The organism is Phenylobacterium sp. VNQ135 (assembly GCF_049445735.1).
Lineage (GTDB): Bacteria > Pseudomonadota > Alphaproteobacteria > Caulobacterales > Caulobacteraceae > Phenylobacterium.
On the sequence record NZ_JBMSDS010000001.1, the window covers coordinates 48,379 to 61,258 of the forward strand.

13 protein-coding genes are annotated in these 12,880 nt (G+C 70.1%); 6 read left to right on the forward strand and 7 right to left on the reverse strand.

The window, feature by feature from the left end; translation table 11 throughout:
• Window positions 1–83: 83 nt before the first annotated feature.
• The 3 genes from ACO2Q0_RS00285 to alr all read left to right on the forward strand — a co-directional run bounded on the left by ACO2Q0_RS00285 (window position 84) and on the right by alr (window position 5,270).
• Window positions 84–2,513: a TonB-dependent receptor plug domain-containing protein gene (locus ACO2Q0_RS00285; RefSeq protein WP_423349481.1), complete on the forward strand. Its 2,430-nt coding sequence runs from the start codon at window positions 84–86 to the stop codon at window positions 2,511–2,513.
• Between the two features lie 170 nt (window positions 2,514–2,683).
• Window positions 2,684–4,180, forward strand: coding sequence for a replicative DNA helicase (locus ACO2Q0_RS00290; RefSeq protein WP_423349482.1), 1,497 nt, complete (start codon window positions 2,684–2,686; stop codon window positions 4,178–4,180).
• 1 nt (window position 4,181) lies between these two features.
• Entirely contained in the window at window positions 4,182–5,270 is a 1,089-nt protein-coding gene (gene alr / locus ACO2Q0_RS00295; protein ID WP_423349483.1) for an alanine racemase, read from the forward strand.
• Between the two features lie 132 nt (window positions 5,271–5,402).
• Here the strand turns inward: alr and ACO2Q0_RS00300 are convergent, their stop codons facing one another.
• The 4 genes from ACO2Q0_RS00300 to ACO2Q0_RS00315 all read right to left on the reverse strand — a co-directional run bounded on the left by ACO2Q0_RS00300 (window position 5,403) and on the right by ACO2Q0_RS00315 (window position 7,754).
• A complete protein-coding gene (locus tag ACO2Q0_RS00300) occupies window positions 5,403–5,804 on the reverse strand; it encodes a GFA family protein (RefSeq protein ID WP_423349484.1) in 402 nt (133 codons plus the stop codon).
• Window positions 5,805–5,966: 162 nt separating this feature from the next.
• Window positions 5,967–6,254, reverse strand: a complete 288-nt coding sequence (locus tag ACO2Q0_RS00305) for a hypothetical protein (RefSeq protein WP_423349485.1) — start codon at window positions 6,252–6,254, stop codon at window positions 5,967–5,969.
• A gap of 385 nt (window positions 6,255–6,639) precedes the next feature.
• Window positions 6,640–7,428, reverse strand: coding sequence for an SDR family oxidoreductase (locus tag ACO2Q0_RS00310; protein WP_423349486.1), 789 nt, complete (start codon window positions 7,426–7,428; stop codon window positions 6,640–6,642).
• On the reverse strand, window positions 7,425–7,754 hold the full coding sequence (locus ACO2Q0_RS00315; protein ID WP_423349487.1) for a nuclear transport factor 2 family protein: 330 nt from the start codon (window positions 7,752–7,754) through the stop codon (window positions 7,425–7,427). The genes ACO2Q0_RS00310 and ACO2Q0_RS00315 overlap by 4 nt, the downstream gene beginning before the upstream one ends.
• A 132-nt stretch (window positions 7,755–7,886) precedes the next feature.
• Between ACO2Q0_RS00315 and ACO2Q0_RS00320 the strand changes: the two genes are divergently transcribed.
• Both ACO2Q0_RS00320 and ACO2Q0_RS00325 read left to right on the forward strand, forming a co-directional pair.
• Window positions 7,887–8,780 (forward strand): LysR family transcriptional regulator, encoded by an 894-nt coding sequence (locus ACO2Q0_RS00320; protein ID WP_423349488.1) that lies wholly within the window; start codon window positions 7,887–7,889, stop codon window positions 8,778–8,780.
• Between the two features lie 188 nt (window positions 8,781–8,968).
• The gene (locus tag ACO2Q0_RS00325; protein ID WP_423349489.1) at window positions 8,969–9,880 is read left to right on the forward strand and encodes an ankyrin repeat domain-containing protein; all 912 of its coding nucleotides are present in this window, start codon (window positions 8,969–8,971) and stop codon (window positions 9,878–9,880) included.
• Window positions 9,881–9,890: 10 nt separating this feature from the next.
• Here the strand turns inward: ACO2Q0_RS00325 and ACO2Q0_RS00330 are convergent, their stop codons facing one another.
• Genes ACO2Q0_RS00330 through ACO2Q0_RS00340 form a run of 3 tightly spaced genes read right to left on the reverse strand, consistent with a single transcriptional unit; the run spans window position 9,891 to window position 11,382 of the window.
• Entirely contained in the window at window positions 9,891–10,379 is a 489-nt protein-coding gene (locus ACO2Q0_RS00330; protein ID WP_423349490.1) for an SRPBCC family protein, read from the reverse strand.
• Window positions 10,360–10,722 carry an ArsR/SmtB family transcription factor gene (locus ACO2Q0_RS00335; protein WP_423349491.1) on the reverse strand — a complete coding sequence of 121 codons (363 nt, stop codon included), beginning with the start codon at window positions 10,720–10,722 and terminating at the stop codon, window positions 10,360–10,362. Before ACO2Q0_RS00335 ends, ACO2Q0_RS00330 begins: the two co-directional genes overlap by 20 nt.
• 57 nt (window positions 10,723–10,779) lie before the next feature.
• Window positions 10,780–11,382, reverse strand: coding sequence for a Yip1 family protein (locus ACO2Q0_RS00340; protein ID WP_423349492.1), 603 nt, complete (start codon window positions 11,380–11,382; stop codon window positions 10,780–10,782).
• Between the two features lie 125 nt (window positions 11,383–11,507).
• Here ACO2Q0_RS00340 and radA point away from each other — a divergent pair, with 125 nt between their 5' ends.
• Window positions 11,508–12,878 carry a DNA repair protein RadA gene (gene radA, locus ACO2Q0_RS00345; RefSeq protein WP_423349493.1) on the forward strand — a complete coding sequence of 457 codons (1,371 nt, stop codon included), beginning with the start codon at window positions 11,508–11,510 and terminating at the stop codon, window positions 12,876–12,878.
• Window positions 12,879–12,880 lie beyond the last annotated feature (2 nt).

Consider the following 12,880-nt stretch of genomic DNA (forward strand, 5'->3'; position numbering starts at 1 on the left):
TCCCGGCGGCAGCGACGCTTCCTAGCTTGACCCGACCAACGCAGTTCTCCGGATGAACGGAGGCCGCTTGGAGGGGCAAGTTCATGAAATACCGCAACATCCTGTTCGCGGCCGCGTCGGCCGCAACGCTGTGGGCCACGGCCGCCGGCGCCCAGACCGTCAATGCCGAGGTCGAGGAGCTGGTCGTCACCGGCACCCGCACCGAAGGCCGCTCGCGGCTCGACACGCTGGCGCCTGTGGACGTCATCAACAACGAAGCCATCAGCCGCCAGGGGACCTCGACCGAGCTCGCCCAGGCGCTGGCCAACCTGACGCCCGCGCTGGACTTCCCGCGCCCGGCGATCACCGACGGCACCGACCACGTCCGCCCGGCCACCCTGCGGGGCCTGGCGCCGGACCAGACGCTGGTGCTGGTCAACGGCATGCGCGGCCACGTTTCGGCGCTGGTCAACGTCAACGGCTCGATCGGCCGCGGCTCGACCGCCTTCGACCTCAACACCATCCCGACGGTGGCGGTCGAGCGGGTGGAAATCCTGCGCGACGGCGCCTCGGCCCAGTACGGCGCCGACGCCATCGCCGGCGTGATGAACATCCGCCTGCGCCAGGCGCGCGAGGGCGGCGGAGCGACCGTCAGCTACGGCCTGCACGACACCAAGGTGAAGACCTCGCGCGGCGAGCGCGACGTCAACGACGGGCTGCAGGAGAGCGTCTCGCTGTGGCAGGGCCTGCCGCTGGGCGACCAGGGCTTCCTGACGCTGTCGGGCGAGTGGTCGCTGCGCCACGCCACCAACCGCTCGGACTACATCAACCAGAGCACCCTGCCCGCCTACGGCCGGCCGATCGTGCTGGGCCGCTACGGCGATCCCTACGTGCGGTCGTGGGCGACCTACGCCAACGCGGGCCTGCCGCTGAACGAGACCTGGGAGCTCTACGGCTACGCCGGCTTCCAGCACCGCGACACCTCGGCCGCGGCGACGGCGCGCGCGTACAACAACGCCAACAACGTGCCGGCGGTCTATCCGGGCGGCTTCCTGCCCAAGATCGACACCGACATCGACGACTGGAACGTCCAGGGCGGCGTGCGCGGCGAGCTGGCCGGCTGGAAGACCGACCTGGGTGTCTCCTACGGCCGCAACGAGCTGGACTACTACACGACCAACTCGATCAACGCCTCCTACGGGGCGGCTTCGAAGCGCGACTTCTATTCGGGCTCGCTGGGCTATGACCAGTGGCTGGTCAACCTGAACGTCTCCAAGGGCTTCGAGGTCGGCCTGGCGCGGCCGCTGAACGTCGCGGCGGGCCTGGAGTACCGGGAGGAGAGCTTCGAGATCGACGCGGGCGAGCCGGCGTCCTACACGTTGGGCCCCATCACCACGGGCGGCGTTGCGGGCGTGAGCCAGGGCTTCCCCGGCTTCCGGCCGTCGAACGAGGTGGACGTCAAGCGCCACAACTGGAGCGCCTATCTGGACGTCGAAGGGCAGCTCACCGAGAAGCTCGGCTTCGACGTGGCCGGCCGCTATGAGGATTATTCCGACTTCGGTTCGGAGTTCACCGGCAAGATCGCCGCGCGCTACGACGTCACCGATGCGCTGGCCTTCCGCGGCGCGGTGTCGACGGGCGTGAAGGCGCCGGCGCTGCAGCAGCAGTATTTCACCTACACCTCGACCAACAACACGCTGGTGGGCAACACCTTCCAGCTTATCGAGGTGGGCACCTTCCCGGCGACCAGCCCGATCGGCCGGGCGCTGGGCGGCCAGCCGCTGGAGCCGGAAGAGTCGGTCAACTACTCGGTGGGCCTGGTCTTCCAGCAGGGCGCGTTCGAGCTGACGGTCGACGCCTACCGGATCGAGATCGACAACCGCATCGTCCTGTCGGAAGACCTGCCGAACACGAACACGCCGGCGGCCACGGCGGCGCAGATCAGCGCTCTGCTCCAGCCCTTCGGCGTGAGCCGCGCGCGGTTCTTCATCAACGGCGTCGACACCACCACGAAGGGCGTCGACATCGTGGCGCGCTACCGGTTCGACATCGGCGACGAGGGCCGGCTGGACCTGACGGCGGCCGCGAACTTCAACGACACCAAGGTCACGCGCACGCCTGACCTGCCGACCCTGACCAACCTCGCCGAGCCGCCGTTCCTGTTCGACCGCGGCAACCGCCTCGCCTACGAGGAAGGCACGCCGGAGGTGAAGCTGGTGCTGTCGGCCGACTACGAGCAGGGCCCGTGGGGCGCGACCGCCAAGGTCACGCACTACGACAGCGTGCTGATCCCCAACAACAACGCCTCGTTCGACTACGAGACGGGTCAGGCGGCGCTGCTTGACCTGGAGGTCCGCTACGCGTTCCCGATGGGCGTCCGGGCCGCGGTCGGGGCCAACAACCTCTTCGACAAGTACCCGAACTACACGCCGGGCACGATCAACAGCCCGACGGGCTCGATCGGCTTCCCGAGCTACTCGCCGTTCGGCTTCAACGGCCGCTTCTTCTACGGCCGCCTGAGCGTCGACTGGTAAGCCTCTGAAGCCATAGCGCTTCGTCCGACGGCGCGGGATCGGAAGGTCCCGCGCCGCTTCGGTTCCCTCAAAGCCAAGCTTCGTCCACAGCTTTCATCTTGTTGTGGACAGGTGGCCGCAGGCCGCGTGGTCGCAGTGATCGTCCCCAGCCCCTGGGGTATCGGTAACCCATGGCGATCGTACCGGCTCTCGACCTGCGTCCCGTGGCGGACGCCTCCAACGACATCGCGATCAATCGCGCCCCTTCGAACATCGAGGCGGAACAGGCGCTGCTGGGCGCCCTGCTCTTCGACAACGCCGCCTTCGAGCGCCTGGGCGACAACCTGCAGGCGCGGCACTTCTTCGAGCCGTTCCACCAGCGCCTGTTCGCCGCGATCGAGACCTATGTCCGCAAGGGCCAGCTGGCCGAGCCGATCCTCATCGCCGAGCAGTTCGCCCGCGACCCCGCCTTCGAGGAACTGGGCGGCGTCCGCTACCTGGCCGACCTCGTGGACCGCGCCCCGCCGGCCGCCAACGCGCCCGACTACGCCCGCGCCGTCTATGACCTGGCGCTGCGCCGCGACCTGATCCGCATCGGCGGGGAGATCGCCGCCGACGCCCAGGCGGGCGACACCGAGCTGGACGCCCAGGAGCAGATCGAGAAGGCCGAGCAGCAGCTCTACCAGCTCGCCGAAAGCGGCGGCGTAAGCCAGGGCTTCGTGCCGTTCGCCGACGCCATCCAGGGCGCCATCGCCATGGCGGCGGAGGCCCACAGCCGGGACGGCGGCCTGGCCGGCCTCTCCACCGGCCTCGTCGACCTCGACAGCAAGATCGGCGGCCTGCACCCCTCCGACCTGGTGATCCTCGCGGCCCGCCCCTCCATGGGCAAGACCTCGCTGGCCTGTAACATCGCCTTCGACGTGGCCCGCAACTACGCCTACGAGCCGCAGCCCGACGGTTCGAAGAAGACGGTCCGCGGCGGCGTGGTGGCGTTTTTCTCGCTGGAAATGAGCGCCGAACAGCTCGCGCTGCGCCTGCTGGCCGAGGCCTCGGGCGTCTCGGGGGACCGGCTGCGCAAGGGCGAGATCGACGCCATGGAATTCGGCCGGCTGCGCGACGCGGCCCTCGAGATCCAGGAAGCCCCGCTCTACATCGACGCGACCGGCGGCATCACCCTGGCCAAACTCACCGCCCGGGCCCGGCGGCTGAAGCGCATGTTCGGCCTCGACCTGATCATCGTCGACTACCTCCAGCTGGTGACGACGGGCACGGGCGGCCCGGACAACCGGGTGCAGGAGGTCTCGATGATCACCCAGGGGCTGAAGGCGCTGGCCAAGGAGCTCTCGGTGCCCGTCATCGCTCTCTCGCAGCTCAGCCGCCAGGTGGAGAACCGCGAGGACAAGAAGCCCCAGCTTTCCGACCTTCGGGAATCCGGCTCGATCGAGCAGGACGCCGACATGGTGATGTTCGTGTACCGCGAGGAATACTACCTCAGCCGCCTGGAGCCCCAGCCGAATACGCCGGAGCATTTCGAGTGGCAGGAGAAGATGGACAAGGTGACGGGCCTGGCCGAGATCATCATCGGCAAGCAGCGCCACGGCCCCATCGGCACGGTGCGCCTGTCGTTCCACTCCGACACCACCAAGTTCGGCAACCTGGCCCAGACCGGCCGCTACGACCCGCACTGAGGTGGCGGCCGCTCCCCGCGCGCGCCTGACGGTCGACCTCGACGCGCTCGCCCACAACCACGCGATCCTGACGCAGGAGGCCGGCGGCGCGACGGTGGCGCCGGTGGTGAAGTCCGACGGATACGGCCTGGGCGCGGGCCCGATCGCGCGCCGGCTGCACGCCGAGGGCGCCCGCGAGTTCTTCGTCGCCCGCCTCGACGAAGGCGAAACCCTGCGGGCGGAGCTCGGCGACCGCGAGGCCCGGATCTACGTGCTGGACGGCGCCGCGGCAGGAACCCTGCCCCGTTTCGCCGCCGCCCGGCTGACCCCCGTGCTGACCACCCTGCCCCAGGTCACGGCGACCTCGGCCTGGGCGGTCGCGAACGGCGGGCTGGAAGCCGTGCTGCACGTCGACACCGGCATGAACCGTCAGGGCCTGACTCCGGACGAGACCCGGGCCCTGGCGCAGGCGCCCGACCGCCTGCGCGGGCTGGAGATCGGGCTGGTGATGAGCCACCTGGGCTCGGCGGCCGAGACCGGAGATCCACGGAGCGCCGACCAGCTCGCCGCCTTCCGGGCCATCCGGCCGCTGTTCAGCGAAGCCCGCGCGAGCCTCGCAGCCTCGGCCGGCATCTTCCGGGGCGCCGAATACCGGTTCGACGTCGTCCGGCCCGGCGTCAGCCTCTACGGCGGCGGCCCGTTCGACCGGCCGGACGACCGATTGAAGGCCGTGGCCACGCTGACCGCGCCGATCCTCGACATCCGCAACCTGCGGCCGGGAGACCGGCTGGCCTATGGCCGGCAGTACACGGCCGACCGTCCGGTACGCGCCGCGATCGTGGCGGCGGGCTACACCGATGGCGTGATCCGCGCGTCGAACGGCGGCGGCTATGGCTGGATCGCCGGGGCGCGCCGCCCCCTCCTCGCCGTCACCATGGACGTGCTGGCCATCGACATCGGCGATGCCGCGGTGACGGTCGGGGACGCGGTGGAGCTCCTGGGGCCGAACGCGCACCTGGACGACCAGGCCGCCGCGGCCGGCACCGTGGCGCACGAGGTCCTGGTGCGCCTCAGCCGCCGGGCCGAGCGGATCTATCTGGGCGGGGCGTAGCCCTAAGGCGGGGCCACAGGCGAGCGCGCCTGGCGCAGGCGCATCTGTCCGGAGCGGGAGCGGAGGTTCCGCGTTCACCCCCGAAGCCGACGTGTGGGCCGTCGGCAGAGGGTGGATGACCCACGACCGGGCTCAGCGCTGAGGAAGTCCCTCCGGCAGCTCCGGGTGAACGTCCGCAGGATCGTACCAGGTCGCTCCGTCGGACCGCCAAATGTGCCATTGGCGGGCGGCCGTAATGGGCGTGTCCAGGCAACCGAGCCGCAGCATCAGGTGCGAGTGGCCCGGCCGCTCGGCCACGATCTGCGACCCGCAGCGGGAGCAGAAGCGCCTCAGCTTGCCGGGGGACGATTCATACGAACTCAGCAGATGCTCGCCGCGGACCCAGCGAAGCCGGTCCCGTGGAACGGGAGCGATGCTGGAGAACGCGGCGCCGTGCGTCTTACGGCAAGTCTCGCAATGGCAGTGGGCAATGCCCTCGATCGTCGCGTCGACCTCGTAGGAGACCGCGCGGCACAGGCAGCTACCAGTCAGCATCGCGACCGTCCTCCGTTCCGGCGTCGCCACGGGATGGCTTGGGCGTCCACGGTTCCGTGCTTTGCGGTTGTCCGCAATGGGTCGGGACGTTGGCCTCGAGCCTCCGACCGGACATTCCACTCTTGGTCGGAAGCGGAGGTTCCGAGCGTCAGCGACGGGTGGCTAGGGGACTTTGGGCTTTACCACGGTCGGCGCGCTCGACACCGGATTGGCCTCGGACACCGCTTCAGCATCGAGCTGCTCAGCGTGTTTCGCGAGGGAGGCTGGCGCGAGCTGCGCCTGCGTTAGCGCCGTCGACCAAGGGTTCATTCCAATGCAATGGCCGCTGAGATTGCCGCATTGGCGAAGTTCGCCCGTCCGACTGTCGATCGCGACGATCACGTAACTGTCGTCCGCAATGCGCGCCGCTGCCGCTTCCTTCGGCGTGGCCCCCGCCAGTTGCTTCCACATTCGATCAGCTTGGTAGAGCCCCACTCCGGCGTACCGACCAGCACCGTGGCCTGGTGCGCTTCCAGTCAGTTCGGATCGGCTGCATCCAGCAAGAGCTAGACCTGCGAACGCCACGAAAACGAGCGAGTGCTTCACGAAGGCTCCTCCTCGTCGCGAAGTTGCAACTTCACGAACGCGTGATCACCGTAGAGCCATCCGCGCCAGGTCCGCAACGGGTCGGAAGCGGACATTGGCCTCAAGCCCCAAGGCGGACATTCCCATTAGGGCCCGGTAGCGGTCGTTCCGAATGTCAGCGTCGAATGGAAGGCTGCCGTCGCCGCCCGGCGCTCCATCGGACCTCCCCCGCTCGACCCGTTCGACGGATGCGGACGGCTTGGTCTTCCGATCAGACGGTTGGCACGGTTCCGCCGTCGACCACAAGCTCCGCGCCGTGGATGGAGGCAGCCCGGTCCGAAGCCAGGAAGGCTATGGCCTCGGCGACTTCGAAGGGCTCCGCGCCGCGACCGATCGAGATGCCGCCGAGCCCGTCCAAGACCAGCTGGCGCGCGTCCTCGAGAGAGCCGCCGTTGGCGTCCTGCAGACGCTTGAGAAACACGCCCGTCCCCTCGGTCATGATCCAGCCGGGAGATACGACGTTGACCCGTACGCCCTTGGGCCCGAGCTCCTTGGAGAGGGCCTTGCTGTAGGTCCTGAGCGCGGCCTTGGCGCTGGCATAGGCCGTCGTCGACTCGGGCAGCGGCAGGACGGACTGGATCGACGTGACGTGCACGACCGCGCCGGCGCCCCGCTCGATCATCTGCGGGATCAGCAGGCGGTCGAGACGGACCGTGGCCAGAAGGTTGAGGTTCAGTTCGGAGAGCCAGTGATCATCCGTCAGGGCGACGAAGCCGCCGCCCGGCGTGGTCGAGCCGCCGATCACGTGTGCGAGGATATCGACGCCGCCCAGGCGCTCGAGCGCCGCCTTGGCCAGAGCCTCTCCGCCCTGCGGCGTCGTCAGATCCGCTTGCACGAACTCGACGCCGTCGATGGGCTCCAATGCGCCGCGGGCGGCGGTGATCACCCGGGCGCCGCCGGCGACGAAGCGCTCGACCGTGGCGCGGCCCAGGCCCTTGGTGCCCCCACTGATGAGCACGCGCTTGCCGGCGAACTCGGTCGGATCGGCCTTGAGGGTCATGCCCTGATCTCCAGGGCCTTGATGGCGCCGTCTTCGAGCGTGAAGCGGTAGGTGAAGCGGATCGGACTGCCCTTGAAGTCGCCGTGGGCCGGGCCCTCGACCACCAGCCGGCCGTCCTCTCGGCGCGCGGTGTCGGGCGTGAAGATCGCCTTCACGGCGACCACAGCTTCCTCGAAGAGACGCCGGAGTTCGGCGTGGCCCCGGAAGGCGGCGCCGTTGTCCAGAAGCACGGCGTCGGCTGCGAACGGCTCCAGCATGCCATCGACATCCAGGCGGGCGTTCGCAGCCACATAAGCGGCGACGGGAGGTGGCAGTTCGAGCGGCATGGTCGTTGTCCTGCTGACGGCCCGCGCAGCCAACGGCGGCTGCAAGTGGCCCAGGCCGTCAAGGTAGCGATGGACATACCCCGCGATAATCGGGACAAAAGCGTACGGCTCATCACGAAAACCGGGACAATAATGCGGAGCGACCTGGCGGAGCTGGACGCGGTTCTCATGGTGGCGCGCCACGGCAAGTTCCGCGCGGCCGCGCTGGAGCTTGGGATCTCGACGACGGCGCTCAGCAATGCGGTGGGAAAGCTGGAGCGCACGCTGGGCGTGAGGCTCTTCAACAGGACGACGCGGAGCGTCTCGCTGACCGAGGCCGGCCAGCAGTTCGTCGCCCAGGTGGCGCCTGCGGTGCGGGACATCCAAGAGGCCATGGACGTCGCGCGCGCCCGACAGGCCACGCCGTCAGGGACCCTGCGCATCAACGCCTTTCCGACCGCCGCGCGCGAGATCTTCGCTTCGCTCGTCCTGCCGTTCATGCGGGCATATCCGCAGGTCCACATCGACATCGTCACGGAGGGTCGCCTCGTGGACATCGTCGCGGGCGGTTTCGACCTCGGCGTCCGCAGCGCCGATCTCGTGCCGGCCGACATGATCTCGCTCCCCTTAGGCGTGGCGCGGCGCAATGTCGTGGTGGCGACGCCCAGCTATCTGAAATCACGCGGCACGCCGCTCATCCCGCAGGACCTTGCCGGCCACACCTGCCTGCGGGTCCGGCTCCCCAACGGCGCGATCTACCGATGGCCTTTCGAGAAGGACGGACAGGCCGTCCAGATCGACGTCGAAGGCGCCGTCACCCTCGACGAAGCGAGCCTCGCGCGCACCGCAGTCCTCGCGTCCGTCGGCCTGGCCCTGGCGATGGAATCCGACGTGCGGGAGGACATCGAGGCGGGCCGCCTGGTCCGCGTGCTCGAGGACTGGACGCCCGAGCTGGCGCCGCTCAGCCTCTACTATCCAAGCCGGCGCAACCCCACGGCCGCCTTCAAGGCCTTCGTCGATTTCGCGCGGCGGCAAAGCGCAGGCTGACTTCGAGCCTCGGAATGTCGGCTTCCACTCCGATCGCGGACCTTCAAGGACCGGCTCCCCGGACGCCACCCGCCGGAGACCGCGCCGTTCCACGAGCCTGGCTGACGGGACGCCGCATCGGCGACTTGGGCTATTGCTGGCCGCGCTCGGGCACGGCATCCTGCCGCGGTTGTTTGGGGGTGTGTCGCGTGCGTATTCGTTTGGTTTTCGCCGCAGTCGCGGCTGTGGCGCTGCTGCCGCTCGCGGCGCTGGCGGACTCCTGGGACAACTGGCGCTATGCGGTCAAGATGGGCCAGGAGGCCGAGGTCGTGCGGATGCTCGACGCGGGCCAGGACATCGACATGCAGAACGAGGAGGGCTGGACGGCGCTCCACATCGCGGCGGAGGACGGCAACGAGCGCATGGTCCGCTATCTGCTCGCCCGCGGCGCGCGAACCGACCTGAAGACCACGCGCGGGCGCACGGCCTATGATGTCGCGGAAGGCTATTCGGCGATCCGAGCCGCGATCCGGGCCAAGATGGCGCCCCCGGCGGACCCGTTCGCGCCCTACCTCGGCGGCGCTGCGGCTGCGCCTGCGAAGGGACGCCCGGCGGCTCCCGTAAAGGCGAGCAACGGGGCTTGCGCGGCGGCCAATGCGAATCCCGCCAATGACGGCCGCACGCCGGCGACGCGGCCGCGCCTCCAGGCGCGCGACGCCGTTTGGTACAACCAGCCGGCGGACCTCGCCGCGCTCCTCGACGACTGCGTCGGCGTCAATTCCAAGGATACGGACGGGAGCACGCTCCTGCACGTGGCCGCAGAGCGCAACCGGATCGATATCGCGAAACTGCTGATCGCCAAGGGCGCCAGCCGGACCGCCACCGACCACAGCGGGAAGCGGCCCGCCGACTATGCGGCCTCGCCCGAGATGCAGGCGCTCCTCGGGGCGCGGTCGCCGGGCGGGCCGTCGACGCCAGTCCAGGCGGGCGGCGCCAATGAAGCCTACTGCAAGCAGATGTGGCACGAGGCGACGGCGCTTTGCGGCTTGGGCGAAGGGCGCTGCACCAACACCGCCAGCGTCCGCTACAGCGCCTGCCTGAAGAAGGGCACCTGGTACTAGGGCCCGGAGCCTAGCTCGTGGCGAGGCCGGCGAGGAGCTCGTCGAGTTGCCCGAACTGTTCGGGCATGGCGTCTTCCATGCCGATGAAGGCTTCGTCCAGCGCTTCCCTGGAGGGGTAGAGCTCCTGGAGGACCAGCCGGGTCCTGCCGTCCTGCGCCTCGAAGGTGACGGTGGTGACGGCGCCCTCCCCGCCCTCGTCGTTGGTCCAAACGATGCGCGAGAGCGGCACGACCTCCAGGTACTTGCCGAAGAAGGCCATCGACTCGGCCGGCGTATGGCCGAAGACGATGCGGTAGCCGCCGCCGGTGCGGACATCCATCTCGCAATCCAGCAGCGGCACGCCCGCGGACCTGGGCGCCCACCAGAGCTTGAACAGCTCGGGCCTGGTCCAGGCGTCGAACACCAGCCGGACCGGGGCGTCGAAGGTTCGGCTGACGACAAGCTCCCGCTCGGACCTGCGCTCGACCGCCGTGCGGCCGTCACCCGTTCTTTGGCCCATCGCCATTCTCCTTCCGCTTCAAGGCTTCCACGACATCGTCCAGCGCGTCGAAGCGCGCGGCCCACACCTGCCGGCGGGCCTCGATCCAGGCCGCCGCCTCGTCCAGTCCGCGTGGGCCGAGGCGGCATGTGCGCACGCGCCCGACCTTTTCCGTCGCAACGAGACCGGCCTGCTCCAGGACCCCGATGTGCTTCTTCATGCCCGTCAGGGTCATGCCGAAGCGATCGGCGAGCTCGGTGACCGAGGCGTCGGCGCGCCCGAGCTGCTCCAGCACCCCGCGCCGCGTGGCGTCGGAAAGTGCGGCGAAGGACGCATCAAGCGGGGCGGCTACATACTGAACCATTAAGTTCAGTGTTAGCCCGCGGGGAGGCGCGCTGCAACCCCAGCAGGGACGTTGGCGTCAGCCCATCATGAGCGGGCCGCCCAACTCGGCGGCCTTGGCGACGACGGTGGCGCGCAGGACGGCGAGCAGCAGGAAGCCCAGCAGCACCGCGGCGAAGTAGGTCAGGTTGTGCGCCGGGTCGGAGCGCATCATGCGCGGCAGGCCCTGGTACAGCGTCCAGCCGGCGTAGAGCAGCGCCAGGATGCCCACGGGCAGGGCCAGGTTCGGGTAGAGGTGGGCGACGCCCGCCAGCCACAGGACGGTGCCGGAATAGGCCGCGAGCTTGAGGGCCTGGTCCCGCTCCCGCAGGCCGCCGAAGGGCGCGGCGATGGCGGCGATCCACCAGGCCAGGAGCCAGACAACGGCGAAGGTGGTCGCATAGCCGGCGGCGGCCTTGGCCAGGACGCCCAGCGGCGGCTCGCGGACGCCGACCTCGCCGATGCGGGTGGCGAACACCAGCTCTCCCAGCGCGCCGCAGATGGCCGGGATGGCGGCGAGCGGGGCCACGTAGGTCTGCAGGACGGTGCGCGCGTCGCCGGGCTCGGGCCCGATCACGTCCCAGGTCCGCCCCGGACGCACGATCATCGCGCCGGCCCGCGCGGCCAGCCCCGTCCAGTCCATACAGCCCTCCGGTCAGCTCCCGCCCGATGGGTAACACGCCAACGGACGAAAGGGCGACCGGGTCGCACAGACCCCGCTTGCCGCGTCGGCTAGACTCGTTCGTCACCGAATCAGGAGCGTCCCCCTTGGCCCGCGACGGCGCCGTCTATGCCTGCCAGTCCTGCGGCGCGGTCCAGACCAAGTGGTCGGGGCAGTGCCCGGCGTGCGGCGCGTGGAACACGCTCGTCGAGGAGCTGACCAGCCGCCCGCCGGGCGCGCTGAAGCCCACGTCGAAGATCGCGCGCGGCCGCGGCCTGACGTTCGAGGGCCTGGAGGAAGCCACCCCTGCCCCGCCCCGCATCATCACCGGCGTCGAGGAGTTCGACCGCGTGTGCGGCGGCGGCGTGGTGCCGGGCTCGGCGATCCTGCTGGGCGGAGACCCGGGCGTGGGCAAGTCGACCCTGCTGCTGCAGGTGGTGGCGAGCGCGGCGCAGCGGGGCGTGCGCTGCGCCTACATCTCGGGCGAGGAGGCGGTCGAGCAGGTCCGCGGCCGGGCGCATCGCATGGGCCTCGCCGAGGCGCCGGTGAAGCTGGCGGCGGAAACCAGCCTGCGGGCCATCCTGGACGGGCTGAAGACCGACGCCTTCGACCTGGTGGTGATCGATTCCATCCAGACGATGTGGAGCGACGCCCACGAGGCGGGGCCGGGGTCCGTCACCCAGGTGCGGGCGGCGGCGGGCGAGCTGGTGCGGCTGGCCAAGAAGCGCGGCCTGGCGGTGATCCTGGTGGGCCACGTGACCAAGGAAGGCGCCATCGCCGGCCCGCGGGTGGTGGAGCACATGGTCGACGCCGTCTTCGCCTTCGAGGGCGAGCGCGGCTATCCCTTCCGCATCCTGCGCGGCGCCAAGAACCGATTCGGCGCGACCGACGAGATCGGCGTCTTCGAGATGAACGACACGGGCCTGGCGGAGGTGAAGAACCCGTCGGCCCTGTTCCTCAACACCTCCGGAGCCCGGGCGCCGGGGGCTGCGGTGTTCGCCGGCATCGAGGGCTCGCGGCCGGTGCTGGTGGAGATCCAGGCGCTGGTGGCGCCCTCGGCCTACGGGACGCCCCGGCGGGCGGTGGTGGGCTGGGACTCCGGGCGCCTGGCCATGGTGCTGGCGGTGCTGGAGGCCCGCTGCGGCCTTGGTTTCGGGGACCGCGATGTCTATCTGAACGTCGCCGGAGGCCTGCGCATCACCGAGCCCGCCGCCGACCTCGCCGCCGCCGCGGCGCTCGCGTCTTCCGCCTTCGACGAGGCCCTGCCGCAGGACTGCGTGGTCTTCGGCGAGATCAGCCTGTCGGGCGAGGTGCGGTCGGTGAGCCGGATGGACGCCCGCCTCAAGGAAGCCGCCAAGCTGGGCTTCCGTCGGGCGCTGGGTCCCGCCGACGTCGAGGCGGGCGGCGGCATGAAGTTCACCGGCGCGAGCCGGCTGGCGGACGCGGTCCGCCGGATCAACGAGGCGTCCTGGGACTAGGC